13 protein-coding genes, 1 tRNA gene and 2 pseudogenes are annotated in these 17934 nt (G+C 46.6%); 14 read left to right on the forward strand and 2 right to left on the reverse strand.

Going from position 1 to position 17934, the window contains the following annotated elements:
* The first annotated feature begins 3 nt into the window (after nt 1-3).
* The 6 genes from GWP40_RS03910 to GWP40_RS03935 all read left to right on the forward strand — a co-directional run bounded on the left by GWP40_RS03910 (nt 4) and on the right by GWP40_RS03935 (nt 6222).
* Nucleotides 4-813: an RsmE family RNA methyltransferase gene (locus tag GWP40_RS03910; RefSeq protein ID WP_212566140.1), complete on the forward strand. Its 810-nt coding sequence runs from the start codon at nt 4-6 to the stop codon at nt 811-813.
* On the forward strand, nt 795-1532 hold the full coding sequence (locus GWP40_RS03915) for a WecB/TagA/CpsF family glycosyltransferase (RefSeq protein WP_212566141.1): 738 nt from the start codon (nt 795-797) through the stop codon (nt 1530-1532). Before GWP40_RS03910 ends, GWP40_RS03915 begins: the two co-directional genes overlap by 19 nt.
* A 74-nt stretch (nt 1533-1606) precedes the next feature.
* Nucleotides 1607-2920, forward strand: a complete 1314-nt coding sequence (mtnK, locus tag GWP40_RS03920; RefSeq protein ID WP_212566142.1) for an S-methyl-5-thioribose kinase — start codon at nt 1607-1609, stop codon at nt 2918-2920.
* 155 nt (nt 2921-3075) lie between these two features.
* Nucleotides 3076-3149, forward strand: a tRNA-Arg gene (locus tag GWP40_RS03925).
* Between the two features lie 272 nt (nt 3150-3421).
* The gene (locus tag GWP40_RS03930) at nt 3422-4642 is read left to right on the forward strand and encodes an MATE family efflux transporter (RefSeq protein ID WP_230974587.1); all 1221 of its coding nucleotides are present in this window, start codon (nt 3422-3424) and stop codon (nt 4640-4642) included.
* Nucleotides 4639-6222: an NAD-dependent epimerase/dehydratase family protein gene (locus GWP40_RS03935; RefSeq protein WP_212566143.1), complete on the forward strand. Its 1584-nt coding sequence runs from the start codon at nt 4639-4641 to the stop codon at nt 6220-6222. Before GWP40_RS03930 ends, GWP40_RS03935 begins: the two co-directional genes overlap by 4 nt.
* Here GWP40_RS03935 and GWP40_RS03940 read toward each other — a convergent pair.
* A complete protein-coding gene (locus GWP40_RS03940) occupies nt 6203-6970 on the reverse strand; it encodes a DUF1295 domain-containing protein (RefSeq protein ID WP_212566144.1) in 768 nt (255 codons plus the stop codon). The genes GWP40_RS03935 and GWP40_RS03940 overlap by 20 nt on opposite strands.
* A 166-nt stretch (nt 6971-7136) precedes the next feature.
* On the opposite strand from GWP40_RS03940, the gene nth reads away from it, so the two are divergent.
* Entirely contained in the window at nt 7137-7778 is a 642-nt protein-coding gene (gene nth / locus GWP40_RS03945) for an endonuclease III (RefSeq protein WP_414162763.1), read from the forward strand.
* Between the two features lie 51 nt (nt 7779-7829).
* Here the strand turns inward: nth and GWP40_RS03950 are convergent, their stop codons facing one another.
* The gene (locus GWP40_RS03950) at nt 7830-8600 is read right to left on the reverse strand and encodes a metallophosphoesterase family protein (protein ID WP_212566146.1); all 771 of its coding nucleotides are present in this window, start codon (nt 8598-8600) and stop codon (nt 7830-7832) included.
* Nucleotides 8601-8624: 24 nt separating this feature from the next.
* On the opposite strand from GWP40_RS03950, the gene GWP40_RS03955 reads away from it, so the two are divergent.
* The 7 genes and pseudogenes from GWP40_RS03955 to GWP40_RS03985 all read left to right on the forward strand — a co-directional run bounded on the left by GWP40_RS03955 (nt 8625) and on the right by GWP40_RS03985 (nt 17616).
* Complete coding sequence (locus tag GWP40_RS03955; RefSeq protein ID WP_212566147.1) at nt 8625-9203, forward strand: hypothetical protein; 579 nt, start codon at nt 8625-8627, stop codon at nt 9201-9203.
* Between the two features lie 109 nt (nt 9204-9312).
* A pseudogene (locus GWP40_RS03960) lies at nt 9313-9660 on the forward strand (AAA family ATPase); the annotation flags it as partial.
* Between the two features lie 49 nt (nt 9661-9709).
* Complete coding sequence (gene dnaX / locus GWP40_RS03965) at nt 9710-10960, forward strand: DNA polymerase III subunit gamma/tau (protein ID WP_212566148.1); 1251 nt, start codon at nt 9710-9712, stop codon at nt 10958-10960.
* Between the two features lie 86 nt (nt 10961-11046).
* Nucleotides 11047-11562 carry a DNA polymerase III subunit gamma/tau gene (locus GWP40_RS03970; RefSeq protein WP_212566149.1) on the forward strand — a complete coding sequence of 172 codons (516 nt, stop codon included), beginning with the start codon at nt 11047-11049 and terminating at the stop codon, nt 11560-11562.
* Nucleotides 11559-11870, forward strand: a complete 312-nt coding sequence (locus GWP40_RS03975; protein ID WP_212566150.1) for a YbaB/EbfC family nucleoid-associated protein — start codon at nt 11559-11561, stop codon at nt 11868-11870. Before GWP40_RS03970 ends, GWP40_RS03975 begins: the two co-directional genes overlap by 4 nt.
* Nucleotides 11870-12461: pseudogene (recR, locus tag GWP40_RS03980) on the forward strand (recombination mediator RecR). Before GWP40_RS03975 ends, recR begins: the two are co-directional and overlap by 1 nt.
* A 205-nt stretch (nt 12462-12666) precedes the next feature.
* Nucleotides 12667-17616: a hypothetical protein gene (locus GWP40_RS03985; RefSeq protein ID WP_212566151.1), complete on the forward strand. Its 4950-nt coding sequence runs from the start codon at nt 12667-12669 to the stop codon at nt 17614-17616.
* Nucleotides 17617-17934: the final 318 nt, after the last annotated feature.

Below are 17934 nucleotides of genomic sequence, written 5' to 3' on the forward strand. Positions count from 1 at the left end.
GCGATGAAGCAATTTATTATCGAGCAAGAGCCGGACAGTAACGGTATACTCACGTTGAGCGGCAAGGCTTTTGCCTATTTGGTAAAAGTACGGCGTATGCGGGAAGGCGATATCCTACCGGCGCTGCTACCCCAAAGCGGCGCTGCCGATATGGTAATCGATTCGATAAATACCGCAAAGAAAACGCTGCGGTTAAAGCGGCAAACAGCGTCGTTCGGTACAGACAATCAACCGCCGAATCGATACATCATACCCGCTTCTCCTGCCGCGCCTGCTGCCGAGTTCATCTTGCTGCAATGGGTACTCAAAGGTTCCAAGACCGATGCGATTATCCGGCAGGCAACGGAAGCGGGCGTTCGTGCCGTTTTACCGGTGATTGGAGAATTTTCCGTTGCAAAAAAACAAAACCCTGCGCAGCTGGAACGGTTCAGGCGAATCATCAAAGAAGCGCGGCAGCAATCCGGTTCTCCGGTCAATACCGTCGTTATGGAACCGGTTCCGCTTGCCCAAGCGCTCAATACCTTAAAAACGCTCGTTCCGGCTGCTCGTACCGTATTCGCTCAGTGCAGCGAAGCCGCAGGAGCGTCCGTCGGATTTCACCAACTGCTTGCAAAAAAACCTTCCCATATTGTGCTGGCTATCGGGGCGGAAGGAGGGATAAGCCCTGCGGAAGCGGCGGTGCTCCGTGAAGCGGCATTCCAAACCGTTCATTTTAAAACAAATGTATTACGTGCAGAAACCGCCGCACTGTATGCAATCGCAGCGGCACAAACTACTATAAACGAGGCTGACCAATGGCAATTACCCGTATAAGACTCTTGACAATTCCCATCGATATTCTCCCTGACGAAGATATTGAACAAACCATAATGGATATGGCGGGTAAAGGAGAACCTCAGCAGATTGTCTTCATTACGATCTGGGATTTGCTCAGGGCTCGGCGCGATGCGGAATTCCGCGCAATGCTTGAACAAGCGGCGCTCTGTCTTCCTCTTTCAAAAAGTTTATTAAAAGCGGCGCAGTTTCTCAAACTTCCCGTACCGATCAGGCGTGATTCCTTTGATATGATTATCAGAATCTTGAACATCATTGATTCTCACTATAAAACGCTCTACATCCTCGGCGGACGGGCGCAAAATTTGTTGGACGCCGAGCGCAACGTGCACGTAACCTTTCCGGGTATCGGTATTGTCGGCCGCTTTAACGGTTTTTACCGCAAGAATATGGAGCCGGATATTATCCTGTCGATTGTCAAAGCCCATCCTGCGCTATTGATTGCCGGAAACGGTGTTCCCGGCGGCGTTCGATGGATTTACCGGAATAAAGCCGAATTACCTGCAAGCATCTTTATCCACAATAACGATATCATCGACATCTTTGCAAAACGTAAAAAACGCATTTCCGATGCTGCATTTCGGAAAGGGCATGAGTTTTGGCCGCAGCTGTTGCGCAATCCCTTTAAAGTATTTTACGTATTCCGCTATCTTCTCTTTTTGATGATCGTGCTGTTCTACCGGCTCTTTAGGACATAAGGCGGTTTAACTGCGGCTGCCGATACAAATCATATTTTGTTCGATCGGTACATTTTAAGGACATACATACAACTATGGCAGAACATTACTTACTTGATACGGAAACCGTAAAGACATACCTTGTTGAAAAACTCAAGCTATTTCCCGCCGATGAACCGCTCGATGCGGAAGAAATCGGAGACGGGAATATCAACTATGTATTCCGTGTGTGTTCCCGTACAAGCGGAAAAAGTATTATTGTAAAACAGGCAGACCGGCTGCTCCGCTCATCGGGGCGTCCGCTCGACATTACCCGCAGCAAAAGAGAGGCGGATGCGCTCCGTATTTACGCCGACCTTACCCCGCAGTTTATTCCCCGTATTTACGCCTACGACGATACCATGAGCGCTATCTGCATGGAAGATATTTCCTATTGCGGTAATCTACGGAAGGAATTGATGGCGGGGCGTCCGCTTCCGGCGAACTTCGCAGAAAACGCAGCATCCTTTTTGGCCGATGCGGTTTTTGGGACAAGTGATCTATTTGTATCTCCGGAGGAAAAGAAGGAGCGGGTAAAAGCGTTTATTAATCCCGAACTGTGCGCAATTTCCGAAACGCTGGTTTTTTCCGAGCCGTACTGCAACGGAAAAAACCGCAACCGTATTACGCCCGGGAACGAGGCCTTTATTCAAAAAACGCTGTACAATGACGAAGCGCTTAAAGCCGAGGCCGCTTCGCTGCGGGAAACATTTATGAATAAGGCGGAGGCTCTTATCCACGGGGATTTACACACCGGCTCCATTTTTATCGGAAATAATACCGGCACTGCCATCGATAAGAATGGAACAACCGAGCCGTGTATGAAAATTATCGATCCCGAATTCGCTTTTTACGGCCCAATCGGATACGACCTCGGTAATATTATCGCACACCTTTATTGTGCATGGATGTATGTCGCTTTTACCCGTGGCGCCTGCTGCGACGAAAAATTCTATGCGCAGGGAGAGCTGCAATCACCCGTACCTCAGCCCCGTGCTGCCGATGATTTTACCGAACGGATAGCCGCCGCAATCGAAACCCTGCCGCAGCTTTTTACCGCAAAAGCGCTGGAACGGTGTAAAACCGTCCCATTGAGCGACCCGCTCTACAACGAACGGTATATCCGGCGGAGGCTTACTGAAATACGTGCCGATGCCTACGGCTTTGCCGGTACCGAAATAATCCGCCGCGCAGTCGGCGACACCAAAATCGCCGAATTTGACGCAATGGGGTCTGATCCGCGGCGTATTACTATGGAACGCATCGTAATAAAGATAGCCTGTAGGTTAATTAAGCGGCGGCGGCAAGCAGGTGTCGGAGCAGGCACGGTTGCATACTTTAGAAAAACGCTGTTAAACAATGAAATATGATCCGTTTGCACAAGAATAAAAACTGAGACATTGCGGTTTGGTATACGGCTTGTATCCGGTACTACTATTTTCAAAACGCCATATTTTTATTTTAAACAAGAAGAAATTAAGGGCTTGACACCCGATACCGTCTTGTGTACTATAAAACAGCCTTTGGGACTATAGCTCAGCTGGATAGAGCGTCAGATTCCGGATCTGAAGGCCGGCGGTTCGAATCCGCCTAGTCTCATTCTTTTTATAATATTTAACTTCTTGTTAGGAACCTCTAAAAACCTCAGTTTTTTAAAGATGCCCTGTTGTTTCCCGTATTTCATGCCAGCCTCGTTAGGTCTATTTTAACCGGTCTGTTGACCATTATATTTTTTTAAGGAAATAAAATGATAGTCGAACAAAGAAATAGTGATCTGACGGAAGGAATTATCTGGAAAACGCTGATTATATTTACCGTACCGATTTTGGTGGGGAATTTTTTTTCAGCATTTATATACGACAGCTGATGCGGTGATTGTCGGGCGTTTTACCGGCAAAGAAGGCCTTGCCGCAATCGATTCTATTTTTAGCCTATTAAGATTACCCGTTAATTTGTTCAGCGGACTGTCGGCCGGTTCTTCAATTTTAATTCCACAGCTCTATGGAGCAAAAAAGTACAATGATCTGTCAAAGACAATGCATACGGCATTAGTACTCACGTTTATTGTCGGAACGGTTTTATCTACTATCGGTGTTTTATTGGCTCCTGCATTATTGGTAATGATGGGCGTTCCTTCCGATATTTTTAATGCAACACTAATCTATGCCAGGATATACTTCGGCGGGATGTTAATCTCGCTCTTTTATAATATTGCTGCAGGAATTTTACGGGCAATGGGAAATGCGCAAACGCCGTTTTATGCATTGGTGATTTCAAGCGGAATAAATGTTATACTCGACATTGTATTTATCGGTGTGTTCAAGTGGGGTATCGGCGGGGCAGCTTTCGCAACCGTGTTTGCACAATTATGCAGTGCATCAATTCTTTTTGTTACACTTTCAAAAAAAAGCAGCTTGTGTCCGTTATATATTTCAAAGTTTAAAGTATACGGTACTGTAGTTACAGCTATCACAAAACTGGGTATTCCGATAGGGTTGCAGTCAATACTTTTTCCAGTTGCAAATATGATCATTCAGGCGCGGGTAAATGCTACCGGTACGAAAAACATTGCGGCATGGGCGTTATGTGGTAAATTGGATTTTCTGATTTGGATTTCACTTGAAGCAATGGTAACCTCTGTTTCTACGTTTGTTGCACAAAACTATGGTGCGAAAAAATATGACAGGGTAAGTACGGGGGTTCGTACCGGTTTATTGATGAGTACTGCCATTATCGGAATATTGAGTGCGATCTTGTATTTATGGTGTGTGCCATTGGGAAAGCTCTTTATCAGCGCTGAAGATTATGGTATTCTTACCATTGCTGAACGGTTAATGCATCTGATGGCTCCCTTTTATACGGTATTCGTATTTTCGGAGATTTTGTCTGCAGCAATGTACGGAATCGGCGAAACATTTAAACCGATGATTATTACCTTGCTTGGAATATGTGTGTTCCGTATTCTGTGGATATGGTGTGTCGTACCGCTGTATCCTTCGATTGAAGTAATCGTGTGGGCGTTTCCTGTATCTTGGAGTTTAACTACCGTCGCATTTATTGTTGCATATCTGCGATTGCGGAGAAATATATGAAAATTATTTTTATTACCGGTGTGTCCGGAACGATGGGATCCGAAGCATTAAAACAGATTGCTCAAACGGGAGCATTCCGGTGCCGTGTTCTATTACGACCTAAAAAGGCGAATATAAAGCTGGCAAAAAAGCTTCAAAAAAACGAAAACATTGAAGTGTTGTTCGGTGATATACAAAACTACGAAGACTGCCTTGCCGGCGTAAAAGATGCAGATTATGTGCTTCACTGCGCAGCGATTATTCCTCCGGCAGCCGACCACAATCATGATGCTGCATTCCGTACGAATTGGCTGGGGACTCAAAATCTGCTTAATGCTGTGGTAGAAAACGGACAAATCGAAAAGACCAAATTCGTTTACATAGGCACCGTTGCGGAATACGGTAATAGAACATTCAAACACCCGTGGGGACGAGTCGGCGATCCGCTTCTGCCGAGTGCATTTGATATGTATGCGGCAAGCAAAGTAAAGGCTGAGCGTGCGGTTATTGAATCCCCTTTATGCTGGGTTTCGCTGCGGCAAAGCGGTATCTTATATGACGAAGTGCTTTTCAATAATATGAATGATGGGTTGATGTTTCATACGTGCTGGAATACGCCGATAGAATGGGCAACGGCGCGTACCTCCGGTCTGCTTCTGAAAAATCTCGTTGAAAAAGATACAAACGGAACGCTCAGGTCTGATTTTTGGAAAAAGGTATACAATATCGGAAACGGAAAGGATGCCCGTGTTACCGGCTTTGAAACACTTGACCGCGGTTTTAAAATGATGGGACGGAGCGCCGAGGAAATTTTCCGCCCCGAATGGAATGCAAGCCGCAATTTCCATTGTATGTGGTTTGCCGATTCTCATATATTAAACAGCTATCTGGATTTCCAGCATGAGGGGTTTGAAGCGTTTTTTTCAAAGCTTGAAAAAAAATTATGGTATTTTAAATTGGGAAAACCGTTCCCGCGCCTTGTTCAGCGTTTTTCCATTATGCCGCTACTGAACACAAATAATGCTCCGGTCTTCTGGGTTACGCACAACCTCAAAAAAAGAGTTGATGCCTTTTTCGGATCGCCGGAAGCGTATAACGCAATCCCGCGCAGCTGGAAAAAATTTCCGTTATTGTGCAAAAATCAAAACCCTGAAACCGGTGCTGAGTTAGATTACGCGGCATTAAAAGACGAAGCATTGCTTGCAGCAAACAATATGCTTTTAAATCACGGTTATGATGAAACAAAGAAGCCGGATGAACTTGATATTGAAGATATGCAGCAGGCAGCGGCTTTCCGGGGCGGCAAGTGCAATAGTACAACGATGACCCGCGGCGATATGTACCGCCCGCTGCAATGGCAGTGCCATAATGGTCATCATTTTTCGGCGACGCCGTATTTGGTGCTTAAAACAGGGCATTGGTGTCCCGAATGCTGCAGCGTACCGCCGTGGAATTTCGGAGAGCTTGCAAAGCACATTCCGTTTTATGCGCAAGTATGGTACGACGACCACACGGCTGATGAAACGGAATCGTATTCAGCAGAGGATGCCCGCGATATATTCGCCTACGAAGCAGGTTCCTCTAATACACAAAGGGGATGATACGCTTCGGTTTATAGCGGGCAAATTCATCGGGGAAGTCTTGCGCATATTTTTTATACAAGGCATGAGAGCGCGGTACCAAGTTGCAAGCCGTCCAAAATAAAAACAGGAAACCGGCGGATGACCATGTTAAAACGGCGAAGCCGAGCCATTCCACCAATTCACCGAAGTAGTTTGCGCTGGTAACGTAGCGGTACATTCCCTTACACGGATAGTAGTGCTTGCTGTCTCCATTTGATCTCAGCGAACGGATATAGGAATCGGATTGTATATTGATAAACATACCGGCACAAAATAAAATTGCGCCGAGGATAAAACGGGGATCGGCAAACCAGCGCACGTTATACATCTCTGCAGGAGAAAAATAAAAAATCCATAAACCGATTAAAAACGCATTGATCGTATTAAAGAGCATCCCCATTGATACTATGCTGAGCGGCATTTTACTGTTTCCCTTGAGCAGCATCGGGAAAATCAGCGTGCGTTGAATATAGTGGGCAAGGAAGAAAGACACAAGCACTATCCGCACCGGTTTGTGTGCATAGTCGAGTACGGACAGTAAAGAAATCATAACGATAAGAGTTGGACACTCCATCAGCATCCATGCAGCTTTATTGTTAAAACTGAAGCCCCATTTTTTATCGATCAGCTTTCCGTACCCCGCAGGAATAAAATACAAGGCAAAAAAGCATATCAATCCCAAAACGAGCATGACAATTTCAACAGTACAATATACAGAATATAACATGCACAACAGTATCACCGCTTTTCTTCTTTTAATCAACTATCCCTCGACACAGCGGGTTGGAAAATGCTACTTTCCGCACGAATCAAGTACCGGTATGAAGGGTTGACAGGCAGCATAAATACTCGTAGCTTACTTAAAAAGGCTAAATGAGAGTATGGATCCTACGATACGATTGCTTCCCGCCGATGCAGTGTACACGGTGTATGAACGGCTGCGGCAGGAAAATCCCAACCCGCGGAGCGAGCTGCATTGGAAAAATGTCTATACATTGCTGGTTGCCGTGGTGCTTTCCGCGCAGGCAACCGATGTCGGGGTAAACAAGGCAACCGCACCTCTTTTTGAAAAGGTTGAAACACCGGAGCAAATGCTTGACCTCGGCGAAGAGGGACTGAAAAGCTATATCAATTCCATCAATTTATACCCGACAAAGGCGAAGCGGATTATCGCGCTCAGTAAGATTCTGATAGACCAATATCATTCGGAGGTGCCGCATGACCGTACTGCATTGGAAAGCCTTCCGGGGGTCGGGCGGAAAACAGCCAATGTTGTGCTGAATGTAGGATTCGGAGAACCTGCAATAGCGGTTGATACACATATTCTGCGTACTGCCCCTCGTATCGGACTGTCGCAGGGGACAACCCCGCTTGAGGTTGAGCAGGATTTACTGCGCATAACACCCGAAGAATTTTTGCCGGACGCTCATCATTGGATATTATTGCACGGCAGATATGTCTGTAAAGCTCGAAATCCTGATTGTTCCGAATGTAAGCTCAATGATATATGCTTAAAAAACGGGGTAGGGGACTAGAATTATAAAAAAGGGGAAAGTTGGGTAGGCTGATTGGTTTTACGATCTCGTTTATAATAGAGCCGTTCCCAGCCGTTGTTTTATTTTTTCATTGGTAGGGCGGACATCGTAATACGCTGCTTTGAAGGTAACCGTGCGGGCGGTGGTATCCCATAGCGCAAAATATGCAGGGAAATGCGTTTTATCGGCAAGCGATTTCGCCCTGTCCTCAGCTGCGCCTAATACGCGCGGAAAGCCTACGCTGCCCGGATTGACGATACAGCAATCTTTATCGAGTGTTACCGTTTGCTCCGGTTCGGGGTATAATGCATTGTAGTATCCCCGATCGATGTAGAAAACGGCAGCTTGGTGCGTGTGTCCGCAAAAGCAGAGTTTAAAGCCTTCTGCACACAGGTACCGGAGCGATACCGCTGTTTCTTGTCCGCCGTGCAGATATTCGGTGACGGGTTCCAACGGCGACCCATGCACAAGCAGTGTCTTTTCGGATAAAAAATAGAGAGGACGTAATCGTGCTAAAAAGAATCGGCTTTTCCACGAGATAAGCGATGCAGTCTTTTTGAGCGAACGGCGGGCATTCTCGCTGAACCAGTCGGACGGAAGCCTTTTAAGCAATCCTTCTTCGTGATTACCTGTCAGAAGAATGCACGGCTGGATATGTTTTTTTAATCCTTTTACTTGCTGAATGCATCCCTCGGGATCGGGACCGTAGCCGACCATATCGCCAAGCGAGATAAAGCCGTCGTACTGTCCCTTGACGGAATCCAGTACAGCGTTGAGTGCTTCCATGTTTGCATGGATATCTGCCGTTACCACTATTTTCATATTGAGAGGAATATATCATACCGTATGCCGGAAAAACTTACAACAAGACTTTTGAATAACCTCCGGGATAGCTTTCAATCCGATTGGAAATTGCTTTCCGAAACGGAGCATTTTCTTGCGTCTACCCCTTTGCAGCAGAACTATGAGCAGCAATTTGCCGTATGGCGTAAACGGCTGCAAACAGGGAAAAATGATGCGGTACGCGCATCGGTACGGGAAGACCTTATCGCATTGAGGAAAGCGCTGCGTTTGGAAGGGTATGATTTATCTCTCGGAGCAATTCAGCTTATTGTAAAAGATTTTGTGAACGATGATGCGGCGGCTCGCGGTTTCCGGCGGGTTGTGATTTGCTTTTGCGATGCAGGATTGTTTTGGCTGTCGGGAGAAGCTAATCACCTTGAACTTGGCAGTGATCTACAGGCCGAGTTGGAACGTAAGCAACTGTATGTTCATCCCGAGATGCATTATCTTTGGTTCCTGTGGGAGCGGAACGCCTTACTGTTAAGCGGTTCCGCAACCGAAACAAAAGAAGCTTTTGAGCGTCTGCAAAAACGTGCCTACGCCAATCCTCAAAAAATATTGCGGTACCTGAAAGCGTTATAATATCAGGGTTGCTTATCGTAAGACTAAATCGCTACACATCCTGTGCAGTGCATAAAAACCAGCCTCGAACGGCGGTTTGCTTTATCAAAAAACCTGCTATAATACCGGTATGAACATGACCTGCAAATTACCGATCGGTATACAGAGTTTTGAAAAGCTGCGGCAGGATGGTTACCTTTACATTGATAAAACACCGTTCATTTGGCATCTTATTCAATCATCCAGTCCTTTTTTCCTCAGCCGCCCGCGCCGGTTCGGTAAAAGCCTTTTTCTTTCAACTTTAGCGGCATACTTTTGCGGGCCAAAAGAGCTATTCAAGGGCTTGTACCTTGAAAAGGCGGAAGAAAAACAAGCTCTGCAAGAAGGTAGGAATGCATGGCAAGAATACCCCGTCCTCTATTTGGATTTTAATACAAAAAATTATATAGACCAGCAGGCTCTTGTAGATATTCTGAATCAAAAGGGATACTCTTTATCCAAACCGCAATTTATGATACTATACCCGGATGGAGTACCAAGTAACTGCGACACGGCGCAGGCCTCAGCGATTTGAAGATTTATTAGGGCAGGATTTTGTTGCGGCGACGCTGCAAAAATCCATTGAAGCAGGGAAAATAGCCCATGCGTATCTTTTTTCGGGGCCGCGTGGATGCGGTAAAACCAGTTCGGCGCGTATTTTAGCCAAGGCGCTTAACTGTGAAACGGGAACAGTCGCTACTCCCTGCGGAGTTTGCACCTCGTGCCGCGAAATTACAGCGGGGTCAAGCATCGATGTTATCGAGATAGACGGCGCCTCGAATACGAGCGTCAATGATGTGCGGCAAATCAAGGACGAAATCCTCTTTCCGCCTAATACCAGCCGGTACAAGATCTACATTATCGACGAAGTGCACATGCTTTCTACGAGCGCTTTCAATGCGTTGCTGAAAACGATTGAAGAGCCTCCTCCGTATGTTATCTTTATTTTTGCAACGACCGAACTGCACAAGGTTCCGGCGACCATCAAAAGCCGCTGTCAGCACTTCAATTTTAAATTAGTCGATGTTGAAGTGCTTAAACAAGCTTTAGCGGAAGCGGCGGCGGAGCTGCATATCGAGGCTGACGACGAGGCGCTGTACTGGATTGCGCGTGAGGCTACCGGAAGCGTGCGCGATTGCTATACGCTGTTCGATCAGGTTGCTGCTTTTTCTGACGGGCATATCACCTTTGAAAAAATACAGAGCACACTCGGTTTAACCGGTACCGATTCGATTGGCGCCTTGCTGACAGCCTGCGTTCAAAAGGATGCAGCCGCCGCGCTGCTCACCCTTGACACCATTCTACAGAACGGTGTTTCCACCGAGCAATTTACGGTAGACTGCACCAACTATATCCGCAGTCTTCTATTGATACAACAAGGCATCACAAAAGAGGCGTTGATCGGGCAGCGTGCGGAGCGGTTCCCGCAGGAGATACTGACGGGATGGGATGCGCAGCAGCTTGAGCGCGCGCTGTATCTTTTTTTGCAGCTTTTCAGAGATCTCCGCTTCTCGCTTAATCCTCGCTATGAACTGGAATTAACAGTTTCCCGCCTTGCGTGGCTTTCCGACTATGTTTCCCCTAAGGAACTGAAAGAGGCCTTTGATGCGGCTCAAGCGCTGCTCGCGGGTGTACCAACGGCGGTTCAAGCGGCAAACAGAGCGTTGCCCGGCAGCGGGGCGCCGCAAAAAGGCGGGGCTGACTCCCCTTTTTTAAGACCGGCGGCTTCTCCTCGCTGAGGGCTGCCGGCGCTTACGGAAACACCGCATCGACCGGGACACCGGTCAATGCTCCGGTAGGAACAGCAGGCACGCAGTCTGCCGGAATGCCCGTCAATGCGCCGACGGGTTATAATCAACATCCGGCAACCGGAATAATGGTACAGCAGATTCGTCCATCGGCAGCAGGACATCAATCTTCGGTAGTGCCGCAGCCTTCGGTGGTACGCCAATCTCCGGCGGAACCCCCGCCGCCGCTCCGCATCAAAAGCATTGCCGAACTTAAAGAGGCGCTCGTTCAGCATTTGCTGATAGAACATAGAATGTTGTCGGCGGCGGTTGGTAAAACGCTCAACTGGAACGAACGGGACGGCATCCTGTATATGTCCGTTCATACGCCTTTTGAAGTACAGCAGCTGCAGCGGGAAAAAAATATCCTAACCCGGAAAACGGCGGAGCTCTACGGCAAAGAGCTGAAAATACAGATAACGCTTGCCCAAGAAGAGACAGCGCAAAAAGTAGCCGTCCCCGCGCGGGTAGAGATGGTCATGCGTAATATCAAAGGCAGCATCGTTGACATACAGAAAAAAGCGGTTGTAGAAGAACCGGAGGAAGAAGAATGAATATAAATCCTTTTGAATTGATGAAAAATGCAAAAGACTTGCAGGCTCATTTCGGGAAAATGCAAGAAGAGTTGGCGGCGCTCCGCGTGCAAGGCATTTCGGGCGGCGGCTTGGTGAAAGTAACACTCAGCGGTACCTTCGATATGGTAAAAATCGAATTGGATCCCATCGCTGTCGATAACCGCGATATTCCGATGTTACAAGACCTGATCCGATCCGCTCATACCGATGCGATAGAAAAAATTAAGGATACATTAAAGGAAAAGATGGGGCCGCTCGCCGCGCTTGCGGGAGGAATGCCGTCATAATGAATGCGCTCGAAGACCTTATCGATAATTTATGCCGCCTGCCGGGTATCGGGAAAAAAAAGCGCTGCACGGCTCGCGTATCATATCCTCAAACAAGAGCCGCCCTATGCCCACCGGCTGGCGGATAGCCTCTATAAACTTCACGACAGCATTAAGCCGTGCCCCGTATGCGGCGCTTTTACCGATCAGGATGTGTGTTCTATCTGCAGCGATCCGGGGCGGGACGGCTCCTGTATCTGTGTCGTGGAACAACCGCAGGATGTCTATACGCTGATGAGCATGGGCGAGTACCGCGGGCTTTTTCACGTACTCGGCGGCGTCATCGCCCCGCTTGAAGGTATCGGCCCCGAACAGCTCCGCATCGCAAGCCTCGTTAAGCGCATCGGCAGCGGGACGGCGGTAAAAGAAGTGATCCTTGCAACCAATCCGACAATCGAAGGGGATACCACCGCCCTTTATATCCAAAAGGTACTGCGCGATCTCCCCGTCGAGGTTACCCGCCTTGCATCGGGACTGCCGGTCGGCGGCGACTTGGAGTACACCGATAAACTGACGCTGATGCGCAGCTTTAAAGGCCGGATAAAGATTTAAGCTTTTGCTTGACAAAGCATAGGATTATCAGTATATCATTACAAAGTATTTAGTAATCTATGCGGTATAGAGCCGTTCTCTAAAAGTTATCTGCAAAAGTAATCGTATAAAAAGTCTATCATTAGCAACATTAAAATGCTGAGCTATTTCTGCCGATATGAGAAGCGGGATACGCTTGTATTGTGTGAAACCAAAGGAGCAGTGTATGAAAAAGACACGTATGGGAAACACCGCATTAGCGGCGGTCTTGATAATGTGCGTTACCGCCTTACTTACGACGTGTAAGAACAGTATCGGTTTAGGCGGTCAGATAGATATTCTTCCGCCAAATGGAGAGATTACCGCTCCTGATGGGGTAGGTGCGATACGTGGTTCATTTGTTTTAAGGGGAAAGGCGAGCGATGACGATGGTGTCGAATCGGTTTCGGTTGTGTTTGAAAATATCAAAACGAAAGAAACGAGCCAAACGTATGAGGCCAATGACTTTAGTAAGGGCAGCGTATCGGTGTTGTGGAGTACCCATATAGACAATGAAGCGAAGGAAAATGGATACAATCTTCCCGACGGTGAATATGAAGTAACGGTTACGGTTACCGATACAGGCGGAAAGGCAAGCACATTTACCAAGAATTATAAAATAGACAATAGAGCACCCGAAGTAGAAATACTGAGTCCTGATTTATCGAAAAGTCAAAGTGGTGATTTTACGATGCGCGGTTCGATTATCGATATACCGAGCGGCGTCAAAAGCATAAAATATATCGTGGGTAAACAAGATAGCAGTGATATAACGGTAAAGCCCGCAGAAACCTCGCTCGAGTGGAAAGAGCTTGAGATATCGGGAGATACATGGGCTATCCCTTTTACCGATGGGGATAATATCACGCAGAAAACAAAAGCTGAAAGGATCGGTAAACAAGTTGACGGGCTCGCAGCGGGAGTAGAACTATATGATATACCGCTGTTCTTTTTAGTTGAAGATAAAGCAGGCAATGCCGGTATTATCAGTCAAATAATCAGAGTAGACCCGAACGGAGATATTCCGGAAGTAAAGGTATTATCGCCTGAAGCGGATAAAGTATTAGGCGGAAGGATCCGTATATGGGGAACCGTGAAGGTACCTAATCCGGCAGCGGGAGTGGTCAATGCTGTACTGATTCAAATTACCGATAACACCAAACCTGAAAACCCCAATGAACCGGATTTTAGCCGGAGCGCTCTGTTTGGCGAAAGCGAGTGGTGCCCTGCCGATGGGAAACCGTTAAGCTATACGGCGGGAAGTTCGTATTGGTCGGTAGAAATAAACGGAAGTAAGGAATTTGAAGCTGCAAGCGAACGGCAGCGGATTATTTGGTTTAGATTGTGCGGCAAAAATGAGAAGGGGAGAGTCGGACAATGGACAGAGCCGATTAAAGTTACCGTTGATAAGGAGGCTCCGGCTATTACCGATATGAAGGTTGCAAGCGAAAGTAAGATCGGTACGGCTATTCCTTCCGGGCAGATTGACCCCGAAAACCAAGACTATGTTTCAAATATGTGGATCAAGGGAGATGGACTGTATTTATGTGCAGAGTTATCGCATGATGCCGGTATAGAAAGGATAGATATAAGCGGGAGCTATCTCGGTACGTCTGTTTCTTTAACGGGAGACAGTGAGATAACCGGCTATCAGCTGCATAATCAGCAGTGTTTTGAAGCAGACGGTCATAACTACAAGATGCGGATACCGTTAAAGACGACGGGGAACCCTGCAAATAATAACGGATTTACGATTAATGTTACGATAAAGGCTAAAAAACAAAAAGAAGGAGATATAGAGGGGTTAACGGCTTCAACTTCATTCTCCTTTAAGTATGATAACAGCGTTCCAACCGCGGTGTTTGGTACAAAAATGTATTCATCGGGTATTGTACAGGTGAGCGGAGCTTCGTTTACCGACACTGGGTTAATAGGGAGAAGCAATATCAATGCTTCGATGAAGGTTTTTACCTCAGGGGAAGATATTGCAATTACCGCATTTGATCAGAGTACGGGGAAGGTTACGCTTGCGTCTGCTCCGGCTAATCCTACAAAGGGGTATCTTATTTACAGCCCCATTGAATATTTGAGGCCTGACAGTAGCGGTAAAGTGTGGGTATCCGGCGCTGCGTATGATGTAGGCGCTGGGGTTGAAAAAGTCGAAGTAAACTATAATGGTGTTGCATCAAGCAAAATGACGTTAGAGTTACCGAGCGGCGTGCGAACGGATGTCGGTAACGGCGATGTCAACTTTGTAACATGGAAAGGTGAACTCGATGTCAGCAGTTTTGTAGATGGTACGGGGAAAATCGTCATTACGCCGATTGACCGTGCAAATAATGCCTCTGCTCCGATTGAAGTACCGGTAAAACTGAAGAAAAGTCCTTTGAAGATAAGTGCTGTAGCATTGGGAACGGACATGAACCGGAACGGCACTATCGAAAATGTCAGCACGACGACGGTTGAGACCAAAGCATTAGCTTTAACCTATGATGCCGCTAACCCTGACGGTATCGACAGTGAAAAATATGATTGGCACGGTAAAGCTGACGGCGGTACGTTTAGGTTTAAAAACGATAAGTCGCACATTAAAATTGGAACGACTGGCGGAACCGATCCTAAAAAGTATACGTTGAAATGCGTAACAAACGGTCAGGAAGTAAAAGGTTTAACAGATTTACCGGCAGACGGTGTCATTACGCTGAGTGCGGCTGATTTTACTAAAATAGGTCAAAGTGATGACCTTGCCACAAGCGACCCCAAAAAGCGTAAGCTTCTGCTTACCGTATGGGATTCTGCATCTGGTTTAACTTGCGGTACCGATACGTGGATGGCAGAACTGGAACTTGATGTTATTGTCGATACTACAGACAGAATTGCGCCCACAAACGAGATAAATCCGTTTAAGTGGGTTTCCGAAAGCGAAAACAGCTTGTACGGCAACAGCCGCGATAACGGACACATCGAAATCAAGGCGAGCGGTAATTCGCAGGTTTCCGGCAAAATAAGCATTACCGGTACTGCGTATGATGATCAGGTTATTACGGAAATTTGGGCAAAGATCGACGGCTTTACGTTCACCGGCGCAAGTACTACGGATGCTCAAGTAGGTCACAGGCTTGCAACGTATAGTACTTCAACCGGTAATTTTACGGTAGAATCCGGTAATGTTGATACAAACGGATGGAAGTTTACTGTTGTATCGAATGAGTTCAGTGTTGAAGACGGGCATACCGTTAAATGGAGGCTTGATTGGGATAGCTCGAAGATAAATGGCGGTGTCGGAACCAATAAGACCATAACGATAACGGTAAAAGATACCGCTCAAACAAATACCGTGTCTGATAACAGAAAGGTTGATGTCGTGCCGTATATTACGGGGGTCACTAGAAATAGTACCTATAATACAAAGCGTGCGCGAAGCGGTGCTATACCTTTGCTCCGCGGGGAAGCTGGCAATACGATTACAGGCTTTAACTTTGAAGGAAACGCTCCCTCTTTAAAGATTACTGAAAATAAAGACGGAACCGGTTCTCCAGTTCCAATGGAGAGTCTTACTTTAAGTAGTGATAAGAAGAGTTTTAGCTTTACAGTTCCCGATACGGCAAAAGACGGATATCTGCATCTTGTGGTAAACGGTGTTGCTGCGGTGAATAATACAAATGCGTATACCGAAAGCAATATGGAAAAATCCGATACATACGGAACCGAGAAACATTCCGACGACAGATTTGTGCATATCTGGCGTGTAAATAAGGAAGATACGTTTAAGGGCAGTAAAAATGCCATTTATCCTGCAATGAGTAAAGGAACTGACGGTACACTGTATGCTTCATTCAGTAATTACTCAAAGTCGTCAGTGTATTATTCAGATGCATTTACGGGAGGAGGTGCTGTTACAGCCGGAGACGGTGCAACAAGAGTATTTACCGGATATGACCCGCCGGAAGAAACCGATATAACCGTGAATGGAGCGGAAGTAAATGTACTGTATGCTGCAAATTATCATGGAGGTCGTGATTTTGACTGGGGAAACGGAGACTCTAGTTATCCTTGGAACGATACCCAATCTGCAAATGCTGGGGGCTTATATCTCTATGATAAAGATGCACCGCTGGTAGAGGTCAGTACAGTCCCGAATTATTTTAGAATATACCGGTTTGAACTGTTTACTTATGATAATGAATTGCAGCAGTTTAAAAACATACGGACAGTGCGTTCCGGAGACAATATTTATACGGTTTACTATGATCGGTTGACCGGAGCCGTAAAATTCGCCTGGGTAGATGACAGCAAAAAGCCGATTACAAGAGACCAAGCGCTTCCGTGGTGCGTCATTGACGGCAATACCGATGTAACCGATAGCGAATGTGCAGTACCTGACGCTCCGGCTGATGCTCCGGCGGAGCAGAAAACATTTAAATTTGTAAATCCTGACGGTTCAAATAATGAGGCAAAGCCGTATGTACTGAACACATTTGAAGACGGCCTTTCCGTTTCAAATGCGGTGTGGGAATCCATCGCCGTTACGACGACTACACAAGGCTATCCCGTTGTAGTGTACATGGATGCTGCTACAGGAAGCTTGCGCCTTGCAAGAAGTACGAAAAAACAGCCTACGTTGCCTACCGATTGGAAAATTCAAAAGGTTCTCACTTCTTCGGATCCGAACGGTAATCTTGCAAGCGACTACATCAATGCATGTGTCGGCAGCGACGGAGTTCTGCATATCGCATTCCAAAACACCAGAGGGCAGCTCGTGTACGTAAAATCTACAAATACGTCCAATGACGGTTCAACAAAGTATGGTTTTGGCGATTCGGAAGTACTGGATGATTCCGGTACGTCTATAGATATGACCATGGACGGCGCAACTCCGTATATCACGTATGTGTCCCGTCCCAACTCGTACGATGCTATCCGCATTGCCTATAAAACATCTATGGACTTTAACAATACGGGGACGAATGTGGCTGGCTGGGAAACAATGACGGCTCCTCTTAACGAGCGTGCTGCAAACAGCCGTATTTGCATTGAAACACAGGCAAAGCATTACAATGCTACGGGTATGATGCCTGTTGCGGTAGGGTTTACCACCGGTTCGGATTACCGTGCTGCTTTCTATGTAGGCAAGTAGTTGCTTTTGTAAAGTAAAATAAAAGTTTTAGGCATTGTTAAAAAATGGAAGTTTTTTAACAATGCCTTTTTTGTAATCTTTTTCTCTGCCCGCGGCAGGGAGGAGATTCGTAATTAAGAATGCAGAGTTTCCCTTAATTCAAGATGAGGAATTAAGGGGATTGCTGAAAGCAAAAAGTCCGGTGCGCATTGCTCACCGGGCTGTTGTGGTGTTATGGGGCAGCGTTCTGTGTTAGTGTGCAGGATGGAACACTGCTTGCTTTTAATGAGGGGGAGACTAACAAAAATATGAAAGCGAACAGTTGAAAAAAACGAATAA

This window comes from Treponema vincentii (assembly GCF_018336815.1).
Classification (GTDB): Bacteria; Spirochaetota; Spirochaetia; order Treponematales; family Treponemataceae; genus Treponema.

Bases quoted from the DNA above. Each gene is read 5' to 3' on its own strand.
- GWP40_RS03910 (WP_212566140.1), top strand. From the start codon at position 4: ATGAAGCAATTTATTATCGAGCAAGAGCCGGACAGTAACGGTATACTC.
- GWP40_RS03915 (WP_212566141.1), top strand. From the start codon at position 795: ATGGCAATTACCCGTATAAGACTCTTGACAATTCCCATCGATATTCTC.
- mtnK (WP_212566142.1), top strand. From the start codon at position 1,607: ATGGCAGAACATTACTTACTTGATACGGAAACCGTAAAGACATACCTT.
- GWP40_RS03935 (WP_212566143.1), top strand. From the start codon at position 4,639: ATGAAAATTATTTTTATTACCGGTGTGTCCGGAACGATGGGATCCGAA.
- GWP40_RS03940 (WP_212566144.1), bottom strand. From the start codon at position 6,970: ATGTTATATTCTGTATATTGTACTGTTGAAATTGTCATGCTCGTTTTG.
- GWP40_RS03950 (WP_212566146.1), bottom strand. From the start codon at position 8,600: ATGAAAATAGTGGTAACGGCAGATATCCATGCAAACATGGAAGCACTC.
- GWP40_RS03955 (WP_212566147.1), top strand. From the start codon at position 8,625: ATGCCGGAAAAACTTACAACAAGACTTTTGAATAACCTCCGGGATAGC.
- dnaX (WP_212566148.1), top strand. From the start codon at position 9,710: ATGGAGTACCAAGTAACTGCGACACGGCGCAGGCCTCAGCGATTTGAA.
- GWP40_RS03970 (WP_212566149.1), top strand. From the start codon at position 11,047: ATGCCCGTCAATGCGCCGACGGGTTATAATCAACATCCGGCAACCGGA.
- GWP40_RS03975 (WP_212566150.1), top strand. From the start codon at position 11,559: ATGAATATAAATCCTTTTGAATTGATGAAAAATGCAAAAGACTTGCAG.
- GWP40_RS03985 (WP_212566151.1), top strand. From the start codon at position 12,667: ATGAAAAAGACACGTATGGGAAACACCGCATTAGCGGCGGTCTTGATA.